General features: G+C 70.3%; 16 protein-coding genes and 1 tRNA gene. 5 read left to right on the top strand and 12 right to left on the bottom strand.

Features of this window, described 5'->3' with window-relative positions; all coding sequences use genetic code 11:
• The first annotated feature begins 41 nt into the window (after nt 1-41).
• Entirely contained in the window at nt 42-2693 is a 2652-nt protein-coding gene (mutS, locus tag VFV19_15560; protein HEX4825719.1) for a DNA mismatch repair protein MutS, read from the top strand.
• A 7-nt stretch (nt 2694-2700) separates the two neighbouring features.
• Here the strand turns inward: mutS and VFV19_15565 are convergent, their stop codons facing one another.
• The 7 genes from VFV19_15565 to VFV19_15595 form a co-directional block, all read right to left on the bottom strand.
• Nucleotides 2701-3036, bottom strand: coding sequence for an STAS domain-containing protein (locus VFV19_15565; GenBank protein ID HEX4825720.1), 336 nt, complete (start codon nt 3034-3036; stop codon nt 2701-2703).
• Nucleotides 3033-3485, bottom strand: coding sequence for an ATP-binding protein (locus VFV19_15570; GenBank protein HEX4825721.1), 453 nt, complete (start codon nt 3483-3485; stop codon nt 3033-3035). The genes VFV19_15565 and VFV19_15570 overlap by 4 nt, the downstream gene beginning before the upstream one ends.
• A 109-nt stretch (nt 3486-3594) precedes the next feature.
• Nucleotides 3595-4590, bottom strand: coding sequence for a beta-ketoacyl-ACP synthase III (locus VFV19_15575; protein ID HEX4825722.1), 996 nt, complete (start codon nt 4588-4590; stop codon nt 3595-3597).
• A gap of 23 nt (nt 4591-4613) precedes the next feature.
• Complete coding sequence (locus VFV19_15580; GenBank protein ID HEX4825723.1) at nt 4614-6155, bottom strand: VCBS repeat-containing protein; 1542 nt, start codon at nt 6153-6155, stop codon at nt 4614-4616.
• Complete coding sequence (locus VFV19_15585) at nt 6152-7714, bottom strand: VCBS repeat-containing protein (protein HEX4825724.1); 1563 nt, start codon at nt 7712-7714, stop codon at nt 6152-6154. Before VFV19_15585 ends, VFV19_15580 begins: the two co-directional genes overlap by 4 nt.
• Nucleotides 7715-7723: 9 nt before the next feature.
• Complete coding sequence (locus VFV19_15590; GenBank protein ID HEX4825725.1) at nt 7724-9232, bottom strand: YifB family Mg chelatase-like AAA ATPase; 1509 nt, start codon at nt 9230-9232, stop codon at nt 7724-7726.
• A 40-nt stretch (nt 9233-9272) separates the two neighbouring features.
• A complete protein-coding gene (locus VFV19_15595; protein ID HEX4825726.1) occupies nt 9273-11009 on the bottom strand; it encodes a LysM peptidoglycan-binding domain-containing protein in 1737 nt (578 codons plus the stop codon).
• Between the two features lie 228 nt (nt 11010-11237).
• Here VFV19_15595 and recA point away from each other — a divergent pair, with 228 nt between their 5' ends.
• The 3 genes from recA to VFV19_15610 all read left to right on the top strand — a co-directional run bounded on the left by recA (nt 11238) and on the right by VFV19_15610 (nt 13115).
• A complete protein-coding gene (recA, locus tag VFV19_15600; GenBank protein HEX4825727.1) occupies nt 11238-12359 on the top strand; it encodes a recombinase RecA in 1122 nt (373 codons plus the stop codon).
• Between the two features lie 48 nt (nt 12360-12407).
• A tRNA-Phe gene (locus VFV19_15605) sits at nt 12408-12483 on the top strand.
• Nucleotides 12484-12620: 137 nt separating this feature from the next.
• Nucleotides 12621-13115 carry a hypothetical protein gene (locus VFV19_15610; GenBank protein ID HEX4825728.1) on the top strand — a complete coding sequence of 165 codons (495 nt, stop codon included), beginning with the start codon at nt 12621-12623 and terminating at the stop codon, nt 13113-13115.
• On the opposite strand, the gene VFV19_15615 is transcribed toward VFV19_15610, so the two are convergent.
• The 4 genes from VFV19_15615 to lexA are packed head-to-tail and all read right to left on the bottom strand — an operon-like array spanning nt 13112 to nt 15894.
• Complete coding sequence (locus VFV19_15615; GenBank protein ID HEX4825729.1) at nt 13112-13261, bottom strand: hypothetical protein; 150 nt, start codon at nt 13259-13261, stop codon at nt 13112-13114. The two genes, VFV19_15610 and VFV19_15615, sit on opposite strands and share 4 nt — an antisense overlap.
• Nucleotides 13254-14069, bottom strand: coding sequence for an aminotransferase class IV (locus VFV19_15620; GenBank protein ID HEX4825730.1), 816 nt, complete (start codon nt 14067-14069; stop codon nt 13254-13256). Before VFV19_15620 ends, VFV19_15615 begins: the two co-directional genes overlap by 8 nt.
• Nucleotides 14066-15289, bottom strand: a complete 1224-nt coding sequence (locus VFV19_15625; protein ID HEX4825731.1) for an anthranilate synthase component I family protein — start codon at nt 15287-15289, stop codon at nt 14066-14068. Before VFV19_15625 ends, VFV19_15620 begins: the two co-directional genes overlap by 4 nt.
• A gap of 2 nt (nt 15290-15291) precedes the next feature.
• Entirely contained in the window at nt 15292-15894 is a 603-nt protein-coding gene (gene lexA, locus VFV19_15630) for a transcriptional repressor LexA (protein ID HEX4825732.1), read from the bottom strand.
• A 121-nt stretch (nt 15895-16015) separates the two neighbouring features.
• Between lexA and VFV19_15635 the strand changes: the two genes are divergently transcribed.
• The gene (locus VFV19_15635) at nt 16016-18010 is read left to right on the top strand and encodes a HEAT repeat domain-containing protein (protein HEX4825733.1); all 1995 of its coding nucleotides are present in this window, start codon (nt 16016-16018) and stop codon (nt 18008-18010) included.
• Here the strand turns inward: VFV19_15635 and VFV19_15640 are convergent.
• Nucleotides 17969-19801 carry an HD domain-containing phosphohydrolase gene (locus VFV19_15640; GenBank protein ID HEX4825734.1) on the bottom strand — a complete coding sequence of 611 codons (1833 nt, stop codon included), beginning with the start codon at nt 19799-19801 and terminating at the stop codon, nt 17969-17971. The genes VFV19_15635 and VFV19_15640 overlap by 42 nt on opposite strands.
• Between the last annotated feature and the right edge of the window lie 75 nt (nt 19802-19876).

Genomic DNA, 19876 nt, shown 5'->3' on the forward strand with positions numbered 1-19876 from the left:
CCCGGGTTTATAACACGCCGGCCTGTATACTTCGCGCGCCCATGCAGGACGCGGCGACCGTCACCCCGATGTTCCGGCAGTACCGCGCGCTCAAGGGGGAGAACCCCGGCGCGATCCTCCTGTTCCGCATGGGCGATTTCTACGAGATGTTCTTCGAGGACGCGGAGGTCGCGTCCAAGACCCTCGAGCTGACGCTCACCGCGCGCGGCAAGGGGACCGCGAACGTCGCTCCGATGTGCGGCTTCCCGCATCACCAGCTCGACGGCTACGCGGCGCGGCTCGTGCGCTCGGGACATCGCGTGGCGGTCTGCGAGCAGGTCGAGGACCCCAAGACGGCGAAGGGGCTCGTCCGCCGCGAGGTGGTGCGCGTCGTCACACCGGGGACGATCGACGACCCGGGCGTGGTCCCGCCTCACGCCAACGTCTGGATCGCGGCCACCGCGGCGTTCGACCGGCGCGTCGGCGCGGCGTTCCTCGACGCGTCGACCGGGGAGTTCCTCGCCTGGGAAGCCGACGGTCCCGGCGCATGGGAGGCGTGGCGCGAGCGCATGGAGGCGTTCGGCCCGCGAGAGATCGTCCGGCCCGACGACCTCGCGTGGCCGGAGAACGCGCGCGGTGCCGTCGACTGCCCCGACTCTCCGATCGACGCGTACCCATTCGGACCGTCGGTCGCGGGGGAGATCCTCAAGCGGCATTTCAGCGTCGCCTCGCTCGACGGCTACGGCCTGAGCGCGAAGCCCGCCGCTACCGCGGCGGCAGGCGGCCTCCTCACCTACGTGCGCGACACGATGCGCAGCGGCCTCGCGCACGTCGACGGTCTCGCCTACCACGACCCCGCGCTCCATCTCGTCATCGACGCCGCGAGCGCGCGCAACCTCGAGATCGAGCGCAGCCTGCGGGACGGGGCGCGCGCCGGTTCGCTCGTGGGAGCGGTCGATCGCACCGTCACCGCTCCCGGTGCGCGGCTCCTCCGGAGCTGGCTCGCAGCACCGCTCCGCGATCCGGCAGCGATCCGGGAACGGCACGAGGCGGTCGAGGAGCTGGCCGTGCACCCGCGCCTGCGCGCCGAAGTCCGGTCGGCGCTCGACGGGACGCACGACATCGAGCGCCTGCTCGCCCGCGCCGTCGCCGGGACGGCGGGTGCCCGCGATCTCCTGGCGCTCGCCGCGTCGCTCGAGCGCCTGCCGGCGCTCGTCGGCGCGTTGGCGCCGGCGTCGTCGCCGCTCCTTCGGGAGATCGCGGCCGCCGATCCCTGCGCCGCCATCGCCCTTCGCCTTCGCTCGGGTCTCGCCGACGACCCGCCCGCGGGCTTGCGTGAAGGCGGCCTCATCAAGGACGGACACGACGTGGAGCTCGACGAGCTGCGCGCGATCCGCCGCGACGGGCGCGAGAGCATCGCGGCGATCGAGACCCAAGAGCGCGAGGCCTCCGGGATCGCATCGCTCAAGGTGCGCTACAACCGGATCTTCGGCTACTCGATCGAGGTCTCGAAGGCCAACCTCCACCTCGTCCCGCCCCACTACGAGCGCAAGCAGACGATCGCCGGAGGCGAGCGCTTCGTGACGGCCGATCTCAAGAGCTACGAGGCGAAGGTCCTCGGCGCGCAGGAGCGGATCGAGGGGCTCGAGTACGAGCTGTTCGTCGCGCTACGCCAGGAGGCGGCCGCCGCCGCGCATCCGCAGAAGGCCGCAGCGCGGGCCGCCGCGCGGGCCGACGCGATCGCCTCGTTCGCCGAGCTCGCGGTCGAACGCGATTACCGCCGGCCGCGGCTCGTCACCGGTCCGTCCCTCACGATCGTCGGCGGCCGGCACCCGGTCGTCGAGCAGACGCTCATGGACGGCCCGTTCACACCGAACGACACGCGCCTCGAGGAGGGCGGAGGCGCGATCGCGATCCTGACCGGCCCGAACATGGGCGGGAAATCGACCTACCTACGCCAGGTCGCGCTCATCGTGCTCCTCGCGCAGTCGGGCTCGTTCGTGCCGGCCGAGGACGCCGAGATCGGCCTCGTCGACCGGATCTTCTGCCGCGTCGGCGCCTCGGACAACCTCGCCGAGGGGCAGAGCACGTTCATGGTCGAGATGGCCGAGACGGCGAACATCCTCCACCACGCGGGCCCGGGTAGCCTCGTGCTCTTGGACGAGATTGGACGCGGCACCGCGACCTTCGACGGGCTCGCGATCGCGTGGTCGGTCGTCGAGCATCTCCGGCAGATCCCGGGCGGCGCCCCCCGAACCTTATTCGCGACGCACTACCACGAGCTCACCGAGCTGGCCTCGCTCTTCCCCGACGTCGTCAACTTGCGCATGGCGGTGCGCGATTGGGGCGAACGCGTGCTCTTCACGCACCGGGTCGAGAGCGGAGCGGCCGACCGTTCCTACGGGATCCACGTCGCCCGCCTCGCGGGCGTGCCGCGCCCCGTCGTCGAGCGGGCGGCCGAGATCCTCGCGAGCCTGGATGACGACGGGGCCGGGGCCGCGCGCGCGCCGAAGAGCACGCGGGCTTCGTGGCAGAACGCGGCCGCCGCGCGCAGGAAGGGGCCCCGCCTCTTCCCCGTCGAGCCGGAGGTGGGAGCGCGGGATGAGGACGCGGCCGAGATCCTGGAAGCCCTGCGCCTTCAGGACGCTTCGCGGCTCACGCCGCTCGAGGCGCTCGGCCTCATCGACGCATGGAGCCGGAAGCTTCGCCGCTGATCCGGACTCAGTAGGACGCGATGGCCGGCTGCTCCTCCGAGAAGATCTCGAACACCTCCCAGAGCTTCGTGAGCTGGAGGAGATCCTCGACCTTACCCGAGGGGCGCAGCAGCTTGACCGTCCCGCCCTTTTCTCTCGCGCGCTTGAAGCACGCGACGAGCTCGCCGATCCCCGCCGAGTCCATGTAGGAGACTTTCTCGAGGTTGAGAAGGATCTTCTTGTGTCCGGCCTCGAGAAGCTCGTGGACCTTGTCCCGGAGCACCACGTCCCCTTCGCCGATCGTGATCTTGCCCGAGAGATCGACCACGGAGATCTGGCCGACCGTGCGCACCGTCGTCTTCATCGCTCGCTTCCTCCGTTGACCTTCGCCCTTCGACCGTGCTTCTTCGTGAGCGTCACTTCCATCCCGCGCCCTTCGCGATACTTGAAATCGACGTTGTCGACGAACGCCCGGATCAGCAGGATCCCGCGGCCCGACGTCTGGAGCAAATTGCTCTCGGCCGTCGGGTCGGGCGTCGCCTGAGGGTCGAAGCCGGTTCCCTCGTCGCGGACGCGCGCGACGATCGACGCCGGCTTCGCGCGGAGCAGCACGTCGACCTTCCGGGTGGCGTCCATGCGGTTGCCGTGGCGGATCGCGTTGATGACCGCCTCGCGCACCGCGATCCCGACGTTCAACGCGTCGTCCTCCTCGAACCCGGCGACCCCCGCCATGTGCTCGGAGGCCGCGTGCACGATATCGACAAGCCGGACTTCGCTCGAAAGCACGAGTCGCACCGTGGTCGCTGCCGCCATCACCGGTCCCGGGAAGTCGTTCCGTCTGTTCGAGCGCCGTTCAAGACGTGGCAGGATAGCCACGCCGCCCGTCTCCGTCAACGTGAAGAAAGCGGAGAATCCGCCGCAATTACACCCAGCGGAGGACCGTGGAGGCCCACGTCAGGCCCGCGCCGAACCCTGTCATGAGGACGTTCATCCCCGATGAGATACGGCCGTCCTTGACCGCCTCGTCGAGGGCGATCGGGATCGTCGCCGCGGCGGTGTTCGCGAACCGGTCGAGGGTCACGAGCGTGCGATCCCTCGGGATGCCGAGGCGCTCGAGGCCCGCGTCGATGATCCGCAGGTTCGCCTGGTGCGGGATGAAGAGATCGACCTCCTCGATCGGGAGGCCCGCCTGGGCGAGCGCATGGCGCGACGCCTGGACCATCGCGTCGACGCCGAACCGGAAGAGGCTCGGGCCGTCCATCTTGATGTAGTGCTCGCGCGCCTCGACCGTCTCGAACGTCGCGGGCCGCTTGCTGCCGCCGGCCGGCATGAAGAACAGCGGTCCGCCGCCGCCGTCGGCCCCCATGTGGAAGCCGAGGAGCCCCGCCCCGTGGTTGACGCGGCCGACGACGACGGCGCCGGCTCCATCGCCGAAGAGCGGCGTCACCTTCTGGTCCTTCGGGTCGACGATGGTCGAGTTGACGTCCGACGCGACGACGAGGGCGTGGCGGATTCCGCCTCCCGCGACGAACTGCGCGGCGGTGACGAGCGCGTAGACGAACCCCGAGCAGGCGGCCTGGAGGTCGAACGCCGCCGCCGGCTTCGCGCCGATCCGGTCCTGGATGAGACACGCGGTCGACGGAAAGGCCATGTCCGGGGTGTAGGTCGCGCAGATGATGAGATCGATGTCCTTCGCCGCGAGCCCCGCCGCCTCGAGGGCGCGCAGGGCCGCCACGACGCCGAGGTCGGAAGCGCCGGTGCCCGGCTCGGCGAACCGCCGCTCGCGGATCCCGGTGCGCGTGAGGATCCATTCCTCGGAGCATCCGAAGCGGTCGGCGAGCTCCTTGTTGTCCAGCACGCGCTCGGGGAGGAACGCACCGGTTCCCAAGACTCCGGCCCGGCTCGGTCCTTCGGTCAACGTCCGTCTCCCCGCGAAAGCGCCTACTTGTAGCGGATGGGCTCCGCCGACGCAAGGGAGGCGCCGCCGGCCTTGCGGAATCGCACGATCGTCGCGCGTCCCCCGCCCCCGGCGTTTCCGACGAAGAGCATTTCCGCTTGCCCGTCCCCATCGAGATCCGCCGGGCGCGGCGCCCCGTAGCCGGGCTCGCCGTGGAAGACACGGAGCCCGCCGAGCGAGAAATCGACCTCGGTCGCGTTCGCTCCCGGCCGGTTCTCTTGCAGGCTGACGCGGCGCGATGGAGTCGAGGCGACGGGACGCTTCATCGGCTCGGCGGTCCCCGGGTAGACGAGGATGGATGTCTTCGTCAGCACGGCGAGGTCGGGACGCCCGTCACCGTCGAGGTCGCGGCCGAACGAGAGTACGCCCTCGTCGGCGTCCTCGACGGTGATCTCGGTCGTCCGCCTCTTGCCCAGGCCGCCCGTACCGTCGCCCGGATAGACCTCGAGCGCCGCGATCGAGTGCGTGAGCCCCTTCCAGTACCCGATCACGAGATCGTCCTTCCCGTCGCGGTCGAGGTCGGTGACGACCGGATAGGCGAACTGCCAGATGTTGAGCCCCGTCGTGAGCGCGATGCGCGGCGAGGCGCCGACGCGCGTGCGGTCCGCGGCGAGATCGAAGACGCGGAGCGTCTTCTCCGCGAAGAGGCTCAGCTTCTCGGCCGACATCGTGAGCGCGATCCACACGACCCGGCCGTCCATGAGCGCGAAGGTGTTGTCGAGGACGCGCTCCGGCCCCGGGAGCTGCGCCCAGCACTCGAGCGGGTCCGTGGCCGGCTCGAGCAGCGTCGTGCGGACGCGCGTGCTTCCGGCCGGCTCGGGCTCGGTCGCGAACGACCGGCCGATCGCATGGACCGCCGGCGTCTCGATCCGGGTCGAGCGTGGGCCCGGAACGATGCGCACGGGGAGCGCCGACGACGCGGCGATGCGCCAGGCTCCGGTCTCGCCGCGCCCGTACGTGCGAAGCTCGCCGGGGAGCACGACCCGGAGACGATCGTCCGGCGCATCCGCGTCGGCACCTTGCCGCGCGTTGCCCAGCGTCCAGGTGACGTCCGCGTCGGCGATGAGCGGCGTCACCCTGCCGTCGTTGCCGAGTGCGTCGATGCCGCCGTCCCGCACGAGGACGAGGCGCTCGACGCCGTCGAGGAGAACGGCCTCGAGACGGCCCTGCGGCAGACCCGAGGCGACGAGATCGAGGCGACCTTGCGCCGTCTCGCGCCACCGGAAGAGACGCGCCTCGTTCTTCGGCACGCGCGCGGCGGCCTCGTCGACGGTGCACGCCGTCTTCGCGTCGCCGGACTTGGGGCCGATGAGCGTGTAGAGCGTGCGATGCCCGTCGGCGTCCTTCGGGATCGCCCAGCCGAGGAGCGGCCCGTCCCACGTGAGGTCGACACGGGTTCCGTCGGCCTCGGGGACGACGGTGGCCGTCACCGATGGAGGCGCCGGCGGCGGCTTGGGCGCCGGTGGCGGCTTCTTCGCCGAAGCAGCCGTCGCCGCGAACAGGACCGCGCACGCGACGCGCCTCACTTCGGCGTCCCCGAGAGGTAGAGCTCGATCTTCGCGCGCGCCGAGGCGCCCGCCTCGGGGGAATCGAGCGTGCGAGTCACCGCGATGTCGGAGCGTCCGTCGCCGTCGAAGTCGCGGACGCGCACGAGCATGACGTCCTCGGGCTCGTCCTGGAGCTCGATCGCGAGGTCGGGCTTCTCGGGGTAGCGTCCGCCGGGCTCGCCGCGGTGGATCGTGATCGTCTTCCCCTTCCCGAGATGGACGAAGTCGATCCGCCCGTCCCCGTCGAAGTCCCCCTGGAACTGCCCGAGCCGCGAGATCTCGAACCGGTTGAGGTCGAGGTTGAGCTTCTCGTGCAGGACCTGATCGGGCACGAGGTGGAAGCCGCCCTGCGCGTCCTGCGCATAGACGCGGAAGTCGAGCCCGATCCCGATCTTCTTCGACGTCAGCGCGCGGAGCATCTGCCACATCCCGACGTCGACCGTCACCGTGACGAGATCGCGCCGGCCGTCACCGTCGAGGTCGATGAACTGGAGATCGACGCCGTCTTCGAAGGCGCCGGTGAACGCATACCCCTCGGCGTCGAACGTCGTCGCCGCCTGCGCCGGCACGGCGAGATCGGCGCCGATCGTGTGGACGCCGTAACGCATCTGCGGCTTCATCGCTTCCTTGCGGTCGCTCTTCCCGGTCTCGAGCTGCTCGCGCGTCACGAACGACGGCCGGGCTCCCGGTGCGAGCTCGCCGAACCACGCCGCACGGCGTTTCTTGTCGGAAAGGCACCAGACGGTCACCGTTCGGGGCGCGGCGAAGCGCGCGCCGCCTTCTCCGCGCGCGATGCTCACCTGTCCGGGCCACCCGTCGAGTCCATCCGAGACGAGATCGAGCTTGCCGTCACCGTCGACATCCAGGAACTTCACGACCGGAACGTTGCGGCGCCCGCCCACGACGACGTCTTCCGGCAAGCGCAAGCGCGTTGCGGCCTTCGCCTCGAACGATCCGTCCTTCGTTCCGCGGTGGATCGCGATCCCGTCGCGCGCGGGCACGATCGCATCGAGCACGCCGTCCCCGTCGGCGTCCTGCAGGAACTCGAAGCTCGAAAGAAACGTCCGCGCGCCCTCGAACGCCGACGGTTCGTCGATGAGGCGCGCCGAAGTGAGCGTTCCGTCCGCGGATCCGTCGAGCGCCTCGAGGCCGTCGTCGGTCAGCGCGATCGCCGCGTGCGGACCGCTTCCCGCGGCGAGCGCGATCCACGATTTAGGCATGTCGAACGCAGGACCGGCCCTGTAGGTCCCATCGGGGCGTGCGAGGAACGGAAGGATCTTCCGCTCGTCGAAGAGCGCGGGCACGACCTCCGTGACGGCGACCGCGTTCTCGACGCGATCCTTCGCGATCGATCCCCACTGCGTGTACGCGGTGACGACGAGGAGGTCCTTCCGGCCGTCGCCGTCGAGATCGACGGGGAGGATGAGCGACGGCGGACCGGGAAGGTCGAGATCGACGCGGCGAAGGCTCAGCTCCTGCGGGCGCGCCGCAACGACGGAGACGGCGAAGAGAGTCGCGGCGAGCGATGCGACGCGCACCGCGGCACCCTACGACGGCGAGAGCGCCGGGTCAACGTCGCGGTAGTGCACCGCCTCGGCCACGTGCTCCTGCGCGATGGCGTCGGCGCCTTCGAGGTCGGCGATCGTCCGCGCGGTCCGGCGGATCCGGTCGAAGGCGCGCGCCGTCAGGCCGAGGTGCCGGCACGCGCTGACGAGAAGACGGCGGCCCGCATCGTCGAGCGGAGCGTGGCGCTCGAGATCGGCGCGGCCCATGTGCGCGTTGCAGCCGCCGAATCTCCCGTGTTGCCGCTCCCGCGCCGCGACGACCCGCGCGCGCACCGCGGACGACGGCTCCCCCGCCTTCGCCGCCGCGAGGTCGCCGGGATCGACCGCCGGCACGTTCACGGTGAGATCGATCCGGTCGAGGAGCGGCCCCGACAGCTTGGCGAGATAGCGATGCACCTCGTTCGGCGTGCAGCGGCAGCGGCCGCGCGGGTCGCGCGCCCAGCCGCAGGGGCAGGGGTTCATCGATGCCGCGAGCAGGAACCGCGCGGGGAAGACGGCGCGCGCGTGCAAGCGGACGACGGCGACGTCGCCGCTCTCGAGCGGTCCTCGCAAGGCCTCGAGCGCATCGCGGCGGAACTCGGGAAGCTCGTCCAAGTAGAGAACCCCGCCGTGCGCGAGCGCGATCTCACCGGGCTTGAGCGCGAGACCGCCGCCGACGAGGCCGGCGAGCGAGATGCCGTGATGCGGAGCGCGGAACGGGCGGCGGGCGACGAGCCCGGAGGCGAGGCCCGCGGCGCTCCAGATCTGCGTGACCTCGAGCGCCTCCTCGTGCGTGAGCTCGGGCATGATCCCCGCGAGCCGGCGCGCGAGCATCGTCTTGCCGGTGCCGGGCGGCCCGCACAACAGGACGTGATGACCTCCTGCCGCCGCGATCTCGAGCGCACGTCGCGCGGTCTTCTGGCCGCGCACGTCGGCGAGATCCTCGTAGACCGCGGGTGCCTCGGCCTCCGGAACGCGCCGCGGCGCTTCCGGCACGAGCGCCGGGTGCTTCAAGAGCGCCACCGCGTCGGCGAGGCGCGCGACCCCCCACACGCGAAGGCCGTCGACGAGTTGCGCCTCGGGCACGTTCGACGCGGGCACGACGAGCCCCGTGCGCCCCGCCGCGCGCGCCGCGAGCGCGATCCCGAGGACTCCGCGTACGGGCCGGACGGCGCCGTCGAGCGCCAGCTCGCCGGCGAGCACCACGTCCGTGAACGGCCGCTCGCCGAGGCGCCCGTCGGCGCCGAGGATCGCGGCGGCGATCGGCAGGTCGAGCGCCGCCCCCTCCTTCCTCACGTCCGCGGGGGCGAGGCTGACGGTCACCCGCCGCTGCGGGAGCTTGAACCCTGCGTGCTGAAGCGCGGCGCGAATCCGATCGATCCCTTCGCGCACGCTGCTCTGCGCGAGGCCGACCGCGGCGATGTTGGGGAGGCCGCCTCCGAGATGAACCTCGACGTCCACGAGACGTGCGTGGACGCCGACGAGAACCGCACCGGCGGCTCGTCCGAGCATGAGGACCCGACCCGAGGAGGCTTCGAGGGGACCGGCGGGATCAGTTCGTGCGGATCGTGAGGCGCGTGCCCGGGTAGAGCACGCCGTTCGGCGCGATCTTGTTCAGGGCGCAGATCGTATCGACCGAGACCTGATACTTGTCGGCGATGCGGTAGAGCGTTTCGCCGCGCTGCACCGTGTGGACGACCGTCTTCTCGGGAGCGCTCTTCGCCCCACCCTTGCGCCCGGCCGTCGTCGAGCCGGACGCCGGGTGCGCGTTCGACGCGATCACGGTCTTCGTGCCGCGCCCGGGGACGACGAGCTTCTGGCCCACGCGGAGCGGCGACTTCGTGCTCATGCCGTTCGCCTCGGCCAGGGCCGCCACCGACGTCCGGTACCGGCTCGCGATCCGCCCGAGAGTGTCGCCGCGCTGCACGCGATAGGACGCGGGGCGCGTGCCGTCGTCCACGAAGCTGCCGGTCGACACGACCGCGGGAATGACGAGATCCTGTCCGGGCTTGAGCGACGCCTTCATGCTCATCCCGTTCGCATGCGCGATCGCGCTCGACGTCACGCCGTAGTTCTTCGCGATCGCAGCGAGCGACTCGCCCTTGCCGACCTGGTGACGCGCGAGGACGAGACGGTCGGACGCCGGCAGCGCCGCGTACGCCTGGGACGCTTGCGCACCGGTTCCCACGGGGAAGCGCACGTCGGTCGTCGCACCGGGCGGCGTCGCACCGCGGCGGAGCTGCGGATTGAGCTGCTTGAGCACGTCGGGATCGACGTCGGCGAGGCGGGCGAGGACGCGCAGGTCGGTCTGCCCTTCGATCGGCACGACGTCCGTCTCGAGCACCTTCGCGGGCGTTACCTCGAACCCGTACTTGGCCGGCTGCTTCGCGATGAGCGTCGCCGCCAGGATCGCGGGGACGTAGTCACGCGTCTCGCGGCGGAGATACTTCGTCGAGGCGAGCGACCAGAAATCGTTCTTCCCGGTCTTCGCGATCGACCGCTGGATCTTTCCCTCGCCCGCGTTGTACGCCGCGAGGGCGAGATACCAGTCGCCGAACATGTCGTGGAGATCCTTGAGATACGCCGCCGCGGCGCGCGCCGACTTCTCGGGATCGGAGCGCTCGTCGATCCAGTTGTCGATGCGCAGGCCGTACCGCCGTCCCGTCTCCGAGATGAACTGGAAGATGCCCTTCGCGCGGGCGCGCGAGTACGCGTTCGTCTTGAACGCGCTCTCGACGTGCGCCATGAAGACGAGGTCCTTCGGGATCCCGGCCTGCTCGAAGATGCGCTGGAACGTATCGACGTATTGGGTCGAGCGGTCCAGGCCGAGTCCGAACAGCTCCTTGTGCCGCGTGGTGAAGTAATCGACGTACGCGACCACGCGGTCGTTCAGGATCATCGGGATGTCAAAGCCGGGGAACGCCTCCTGGACCAGGTTCTTCTCGCGCTGAAGATCGCCGGCGGTGGCCTCGGGGTTCTCGGGGAGCTCGTCCAGGGGCGACGGCTCGACCTCTTCGATCTGCTGCGCTTCGTCGTCGGCCTCGGGGGTTTGCGCGTCGGTCTCGGCGGCGAGGTTGGCCTCGTCCGACTCGGCCGTGGGGCGCTCCGCCGTGGCGGCCGGCGTCGGCTCCGGTGTCGAAGGCACCGATGCCGTCGGCTGGCCGGAGGCGCTCGGAATCGTGTGGACCGGTTTCGTCGACGCGCACGACGCCAGACCGAGCCCGAGGATCAGGACGCCGAGATAAGAGAGATACAAGAGCGTACGCCGCGCGTTTGAACGGTTCTTCAACAGCTTCCCCTTCCGCCGACGGCGTCCGGGCCCACCACGAGGGCCGACAAGTCGTGATAAAGCATAGGTACCGAGCGTTTTGATGTCAACCGAGCCGATCTTCAACCCCATCAGAACGCTAGGGTTAGAGCCTCCCCAACTCTTGACAATTCGATCGGCTTTCGCCTAACCTCCGCGTGTCCTCGAAGCCGGGTCCCCCGGTCACTCGCCTCCCACGGAGATCTCCCAATGTCGGTGGAATCCAAGGAACGCACGAAAGCGGTGGAGAACGCGGTCTCCCAGATCGAGCGTCAATTCGGCAAGGGCTCGATCATGAAGCTCGGCGATCGGCAGGGGCTCGACGTCCCCGTCATCCCGACCTCCTCCCTCTCGGTCGACTTCGCCCTCGGCGTCGGCGGTATCCCCCGCGGCCGCGTCGTCGAGATCTTCGGGCCGGAGTCCTCGGGCAAAACCACCTTCGCCCTTCACGTCATCGCGGAGGCGCAGCGCCTCGGCGGGCTCGCGGCGTTCATCGACGCCGAGCACGCGCTCGACCCCGAGTACGCGAAGAAGCTCGGCTGCGACGTCGACAACCTCATGGTCTCGCAGCCCGACTCCGGCGAGCAGGCACTCGAGATTACCGAGATCCTGATCCGCTCCGGCGCCGTCGACATCGTCGTCGTCGACTCCGTCGCGGCGCTCGTCCCCAAGGCCGAGCTCGACGGCGAGATGGGCGACGCCCACGTCGGCCTCCAGGCGCGCCTCATGTCGCAAGCGCTCCGCAAGCTCACCGGCATCGTCGCCAAGAGCAAGACCGCCCTCCTCTTCATCAACCAGATCCGCGACAAGATCGGCGTCATGTTCGGCAGCCCCGAGACGACCACCGGCGGCCGCGCCCTCAAGTTCTACGCCTCGATGCGCATCGACATCCGCCGCATCGGCGCCATCAAGGAAGGCGAAGAGACGACCGGCAGCCGCACGCGCCTGCGCGTCGTGAAGAACAAGGTCGCACCTCCGTTCCGCTCCGCGGAGTTCGACATCCTCTACGGCGAGGGCATCTCGAAGGAGGGCGACCTCTTGGACCTCGGCATCGCGCACCGCATCGTCGAGAAGTCCGGCTCGTGGTTCTCCTACGGCGAGATCCGCCTCGGCCAGGGCCGCGAGAACGCGCGCGTCTTCTTGAAGGACAACCCCGACCTCACCGCCGAGATCGACAAGAAGGTCCGCGCCGCCCTCGGCCTCATGAAGGGCGCGTCGAACGGCGAGACCGCGGCTGCCTCCCCCGCCCCCACCGAGCCCGCACGCCCCGTGGCCGTCTCCGAACCGGCGCCGCGCCCGCGGCCCCGCCCCGAGGCCGTCCGCACGTCTTGAAATCCGCGGGAACGAGTGCCAGAATCCGCGCTCGTTCCCGCCATTTCCGGCTCGGTAGCTCAGTTGGTAGAGCGAGGGACTGAAAATCCCTGCGTCGGGGGTTCAATTCCCTCCCGAGCCACCACCCGTACGCAAGAAAACGCCGACTCTCATCGGCCGCCGTTAAGGCGTTGTCACGCAGACAATGCCGACACCGCCTGAACACTTGCCAATGCGGTCCGACCGCCGTACGAAAAGCGCGCATTCGTGTGGGGGCACGAGATGGTCGAGACCGTCAGTCTTCCTTGTCCGTCCTGCGCCGTCAGGCTCGAGATCGAGTCCGACATCGAGCGCTTCGCTTGTCTCTCTTGCGGCTCGGAAGTCACCGTCCGTCATGGCGGCGGCACGGTCAGCTTGACCCTTGCGGCTGCCAACGTGACGCGGATCGAGCGCGGCACCGATCCGTCGCTCGCGATCCGGCGCCTCGAGGGCGAGATGCTGCGCTTGCGCAGTCCGCTCCAGCAGCACTACACCGAGAAGAGCAACATCGAGGCGCTGTTCCTGTTCGCGTGCATCCTCACCGTCATGGGGGCCGGGCTGTCGTTCATCCAGTGGTGGGTGGGCGGCGCGGTGGTCGCGCTCGGCGGCGCGCTCGTTCTGCTCACGTGGCGCAGCCGCACGCGGTTGATCGGGCTGCTCCGGAGCGACGAGTCGGCGATCGCGCAATGTGCGGCCGAAATCCAGAGGTTGCGGGAGCTCGGACGGTTGGCCTCTTAGAGGATCGGTCCGCTCTCCCGGATCGGATCTTGTGCGGCGGCGCCGCGCGAGCGCCAGAGTCCGTAGACGAGCACGGCCGCGACCCACGCGGCGAGCACGATCTTCGCGACGCGCACATCGAGCATCCAGTGTCCCGTTTCATGCATGGTGACCGACCTCGCGAGCGCCGAGGCGCTCTGCAATCTGCTTCGTGATCGGGCCGGGCTTTCCGCCGCGCACGTCGCTCGCGTCGATCCGGACGACGGGACGCACGCCGAGGAGGCTCGAGGTGAGGAACACCTCGTCGGCGTGCTGCAGCGCGAGGACGCGGAGCTTCCCCTGCCGTACCGAGAGGCCGAGCGTGCGGAGCGACTCGATCGCGCGGGCACGAGTCACACCGTCGCGCGCGCCGTCGGAGAGCGCGGGCGTGAGCGCCGCGCGCCCGCGGACGATGAAGACGTTGGCGGTGCAGGCCTCGACGACGTGGCCGCGGTCGTTGAGGAACAACCCCTCGTCCGCGCCGCGGCGGCGGGCCTCTTCGAGCCCGAGGATGGACGCGGCGTAGGCGAGCGATTTCGTCCCGGCGAGCGGATCGTGCCGGTGACGACGCCACGGAAGGATGACGGCCGAGCAGGCGCGGCCTTCGTTCTCGGGCTCGCTCGTGCCCGCGAAGGCGGCCCAGTGGCCCGAGCGCGAGACGAGGACCTTCGCCCAGCCATGGCCGTGCGCGACGGCGGCGAGCGCGCGCCCGATCTCCTTCTCGTCGGGGAGCGGTATCGAGAGCTTGGCCGCCGCCGCGACGAGCCGCGCGTGGTGCAGCTCGACATGGACCGGACGGCCGTCGCGCACCGCGATCGTCTCGAAGACGCCGAGCCCCCACTGCGCCGCGGGGTCGGTCCACGCGAGCGCGAGGCTTCCGGGCTCGACGATGGCGCCGTCGAGGACGGCGCGTCCCGACGGTGTGCGATCGATCACGAAGCCTCCTCGGGCATGAAGCCGAGCGCGCCGGTGAGGGCGCGCGCCTTGTCGTTCGCCTCGGCCCACTCGGCTTCGGGGTCGGAGTCGGCGAGGATGCCGCCGCCGGCGCCGACGCTCGCGAGACCGCGCGACACGACGATCGATCGTATCAAGATGGAGGAGAGCGTGCTGCCGTCGTCGTCGAACCAGAAGAGGCTTCCGGTGTAGAGGCCGCGCGGGACCGGCTCGAGCGACCGCAGGATCTCCCGCGCGCGCTCCTTCGGGGCCCCGACGATCGATCCGCCCGGGAAGACGGCGCGGATCAGCGCGGCGGCGGTCCGATCCTCGAGCTCGGCCGTCACCCGCGCGACGAGATGGTGAACGGTCGGGTACGACTTGAGGGCGAGCAGCTCGGGGACGCGCACGGTTCCCGTGCGCGCGAGGCGCCCGAGATCGTTGCGCTCGAGGTCGACGATCATGACGAGCTCCGCACGGTCCTTCGCGGAAGCGAGGAGATCCTCGGCGGCGCGGCGGTCGAGATCCGGAGCCTCGTGGCGGCGACGGGTCCCCTTGATCGGCCGCGTCTCGGCGAGCCCGCCGCTCGTGACGTCGACGAAGACCTCCGGCGAGATCGAGAGGAGCGCCCCGTTCCGTGCCTCGACGAAGGCCGATCTCGGCGCCGGCCACTGCGACGCGAGGGTCTCGTAGAGCGGCCAGGGATCGCCTTCGATCGAGCGCGAGAGCGTCTGCGTGAGGTTCGCCTGGTAGATGTCGCCGCGGCGGATGTGGTCCTGGATGCGGCGGACGGCGGCGAGATACCGTTCGCGCGGAAGGCTCGTGTCGGGGGCGCCGGATGCGTGCGGCGCCGTGAGGCCGGGTGGCTCGCGGTCAAGACGGCGCTCGGCGTCGTCGAGAAGCGCGCGGTCCCCGGCACCCGTCGTCCCGCCGCTCTCGAACGTCAGCGAGGCGTCGGACTCCCATGCGGTGAAGCCGCCCTCGTAGCGGAATGCCGCGGCGACACCCGTGCCGCCCGGACCCCCGCGCTCGCGGCGGCCCTGGATGAGAACGGACAGCGCGTCCAGGCCCTGGACGGTGGAGAGGCGCGGCTGCAACAGGAGCCGGCAGGGCCAGCTTCCGTCGTGGCCGCCGCGGCCGTCGAAGAAGATCGCCGGCTCTCCGGGGCGGCGCAGCGCCGGGACCGCGTGCTCGGGCGCCACGGCGGCAGCGAGCCTCGGCATCGTCAGTACTTGCGGATGAGGCCGACGACGACCCCTTGGATCTGGACGCGGTCGGCGGTGACGAGGATCGGCGGCATCGTCGGGTGCGACGGCTGCAGGCGCACCATCGGCCCCTCGCGGTAGAAGCGCTTGAGCGTGGCGTCGCTGCCGTCGACGAGCGCGACGACCGTCTCGCCTTCGCGCGCGATGTTCCGCTCTTCGATGATGACGTAGTCGCCCTCGCGGATGTGCTCGCCGACCATCGAGTCGCCCTGGATCTTGAGGACGAAGGTGCGGCCGCGGCCCGAGACCATGTCGGCGGGCACCGTGATCGTCTCGGTCGTCGGGACCGCTTCGAGCGGAAGGCCCGCGGCGATCGTTCCGACGAGCGGAAGCTCGATCGCGCGCCCGGACGACTCGCGCACGAGGTCGATCGAGCGGTTCTGATTCCAGACGCGCCGGACGAGACCCTTCTCGACGAGGTGGGTCACGTGCTTGTGCACGGTCGCGACCGAGGAGAGCCCGAGGGTGCCGCCGATCTCTTCGAGACTGGGCGAGTAGCCGTTGGTGTCGATGAAGCCCTGGATGACGTCGAGCACTTCGCGTTGCCGGCGGGTCAGTGCCATGCGAACCTCCCGGGCCAGGAGATTAGGCGAAGACGGGACGAAACTCAATCCCCGATGGGGACTTTTGCGGCTGGGTCGGGACCGCCGTATAGTCGTCGTTCGACTTTCTAGGGGTGCCCGCGTGATCCGTTTGCTCGTCAACCTTACGGTGTCGTGGGCCCTCTCCGCGGCCGCCCTCGCCGCTCCTGCGATCCCCACGACCACGCCTCCCACCCCGGAGCAGCTCGCCGCACGGGAGAAGATCCGCCCCAAGGTCGAGGCGATCTGGACGGACTGCCGGGGGACGGCCGACCCCGACAAGGATTACGTGCGGTATTTCTGGGAGATCACCGACCGGCTCATCGCGCTCGGACCCGACGTCATCCCGTTCCTCACCTCGGAAGTCGATCTCGCCGACCCGGCGACCTACCACTTCGCGGCCTACGCGCTCGGCCACTTCCCCGGTCCCGAATCCGAGGCGGCGCTCAAGAAGGCGATCCGCTCCGCCGACGCGCGCGGCGGCCGGTACGGCGAGGCGTGCAAGCGGTTCGCGACCTTCAGCCTCGCGCTCCTCGGCGACGCGAGCGTCCTGGATTCGCTCCAGAACGGTCTCGAGATCCAGGACGGCAACATGGTCCCCGATCTCATCCTCATCGAGCACCTCGCCGCCATCCTCGGCCCGGCGGGGACACCGGTCCTCACGCAGCAGCTCGCCACGTACCAGGACGATCCGGAAGCGATCGAGAAGCTCGAGTTCACGATCCTCGCGCTCGGACGCACCGGCGACACGTCGCTCGTTCCCAAGCTCGTCCCGTATCTCAAGAACCCCGTCGCGGACGTGCGCGCGCAGGCCGCCGAGGCGGTGTCGCGGCTCGGCGGCGCCTCCGCCTGCCAGGAGTTCGTGCCGTTGATCGCGAGCTCCAACCGGCGCGAGGCGTACGCCGCGATGGACGCCATCGTCCGCACGAAGCCGGAGGCGTGCTACAAGGCGCTCGTCGCCCGCCTCGAGGTCGAGGAGAACATCGAGATCCGGTCGTCGCTCTACGGCGTCGTCGTGGCGCTCGGCGGCGAGAACGCTCTCGAGATCCTGCGGGCGGGAGTCCAATCGAAGAGCTACGTCGAGCGTTCGATCGTGGCCGACATGATCGGCCGCGTCGGCAGCAAGAAGGGCCTCAACCTCCTCCGCGCCCTCGTCCAGGACCCCAACGAAGGGGTCGCGGACCGCGCCGTCGGCGCGCTCGAGGGGATCGGCGGCGAAGGGGCCACCGATACGCTGGTGGCGTTGACCGCCGACCGGCGCCGGATGGTCTCGCTCACCGCCTGCGCGGTCCTCACGCAGATGAACGTGACGGCGGCCGCGCCTCGCGTCGCGAGCGTGCTCATGGAGCTCGTGCGAGAGCCGATCGGCGACCTCGAGCTGCGCGCCCAGGTCGCCCAGCTCACCGACGCGCTCGTCTCGCTCCGTTACACCGATCCGATCGAAGACTTGAAGAAGGCGATCGACATCCAGACCGACAAGGAGATCAAGGACTCGCTCGCGTCGTGCGTCAAGCGCCTCTCGCTCCTGGCGAAGAACGGGAACGACCCGGCGCCGTGGACCGAGGCGCTCGCGTCGAGCGACGAGGCGGTGCGGCGGCTCGCCGCGCGCCGTCTCGCCGAGATCGGCGCCCCGCCCGCCGTCGCGGCGATCGAAGCGCGCCTCGCGAAGCCCGATCTCGGCAACGACGAGCGCACCGAGATCTTCCGCAGCATCGCCGAGGCGAAGACTCAGAACGCCGCGAGCCTCGTCGAGCGCGCGCTCGCGGACCCCGCCGACGACACATGGGAACGCCGGGACGCGCGCGGCGAGGAAGCGTGGGCCGCCAGGCGGATCGGCGGCGATCGCATGGCGAAGGCGCTCCGGGCGTCCGCGCTCCGCCGCGAAGGGCGCGACTGGCCGACCATCGTCTACCTCGCGATCATGGAGAAGAGCGCTGCGTCGGACACGCTGAAGACGCTCTCGCGGACGCGCCTGCGCCGTCCCGAGAATCGGATCGGCCGCGAGGACAAGCAGATCACGGAGATCCTCGCCGACCTCGCCGCGGGCCGGACCCCGTCACTGTACGACGTTCCCCCCGACGCGCTCGAGCGCGAGTGAGATCTCTCGCTCCGCGTCGGCCTGCGGCGAGATCGACGGCCTCGCGTCCTTGCGGAACTCCCCGGCCTGATAGGCGCGGTTGAACGACGCGACGATTCGCTCGTCGAACGCCGTGCCCTTGAGCTCGTTGACACGCGCGACCGCGGCCTCGAAGGTCATCCCCTTCTGATAGGGGCGGTCGGTCGTCATCGCGTCGAAGCTGTCCGCGACCGCGATGATCCGCGCCATGAGCGGGATGGCGTCGCCCGCGAGGGCGTCGGGGTAACCCGCGCCCGCCCACCGCTCGTGGTGGTTGCGCAGTCCCGGGAGGAGACGCTTCATCTGGCGGATCGGCGACATGATCGTCGCCCCGATGACCGTGTGCATCTTCATGATCTCGAACTCGGCGGGCGTCAGCTTGCCGGGCTTCTTCAGGATCGCGTCGTCGACGCCGATCTTCCCCACGTCATGGAGGAGCGAGGCGACGTGGATGTCGCGGATCTCCTGCTCGGCGAGGCCGTGGTAGCGGGCGAGGATGACCGAGTAGCGGTTGACCCGGACCGAGTGGCCGCGCGTGTACGGGTCCTTCGCGTCGATCGCGGAGGCGAGCGCCCGGGCGGTGCCGAGGAACAGCTCGTTGTTCTCCTCGGCGGCCTGCCTCAAGCGGCGGATGAACTCCTCGAGGTCGGCCGCCATGTGGTTGAAGGTCTCCGCCAGCTCCGCGACCTCGGTGATCGAGCGCGCGGCCACGCGCGTGCCGAACTCGCCGCGGGCGAAGGCGCGCGACGCCTCGGCGAGGTGCTTGATCGGCTCCGAGAGCACCCGCGCGAACACCGCCGCCGCGAGGAGTGCGCAAGCGAGGGCGAGCATCCCCCACTGGAGCGTGCGGTCAATCATCTGGGAGACCGGCATGTAGAACTGCCGCTCCGTCGCCTGGACGAAGATTCCCCACCCTTCGCGGCTGACCTCGTACGAGCCGAGGTACTTCTCGCGCGACCACGAGAACGGCATCGTCTCGGTGACGTGACCCGGGTTGTCGCGGAACCGCTCGACGATCGGCGAGGACGACATGTCGGCGCCGAGATCGATCGCCGGGAGGTCGGTCGAGGCGAACAGGCGTCCGTGCGTATCGACCGCGAAGACCGCGTGGCCCGTCCGGTGTCCGGCGACGACCGCGTCCCAGACGGCGCGGAGATCGACGAGCTCGGAGACGACGCCGCGGAACTGCCCCGCGCTCACGACCGGAGCGGACATCACGATCGCGGCGCGTGCCGGATCTCCGGCGAGCAGGAGCGGATCGCTGAGGACGGCGTCTTGGGCTTCGATCTCGGACCGTCCCTCGAGGGTCTCCGCCGCCTCGCGGAAGCCGGCGAGGAAGAGCGGCTCGAGCGTGCTCGGCCGGGCCACCGCTCCGGGCACGTCGACGACCCGCCCGCGCACGTCGGTGAAACGCACGTAAAGCACGCGGTCGTCCGAGACACCGCCCAGCACCGAGCGCGCGGACACGTCCACGCCCTCTCCATTCCCCGCGAGCGCCGCACCGAGCGCGCGCGACGACCCCGCGAGCTGGCCGCGCAGCCCTTCGACGTAGATGTCGACGCCGCGCGAGACGGTCGACGCGAGGAGGAGCTGATACTCCTGCTGGGAGGTCTTGAGCGCCTCGCGGTTCGTCGCGATGAGCTTCCACGCGACCGTGCCGAGCGGGGCCAGGGCGACGAACGAGAACACCGCGAGAAGGAGGTAGACCATCCGGGCGCGCGGACGCCAGGCGAACCGCCCTTCCGTGCGGCGCTCAGTTGAAGTTCCGGTCATCGAGCCACTCCCCTCGGGACCGGGGTCGAATATAGGGTTCGGCTTCGGCCACGGCCACGGCACCAAAAAGGTGCG

The organism is Candidatus Polarisedimenticolaceae bacterium, assembly GCA_036275915.1.
Taxonomy (GTDB): domain Bacteria; phylum Acidobacteriota; class Polarisedimenticolia; order Polarisedimenticolales; family DASRJG01; genus DASRJG01.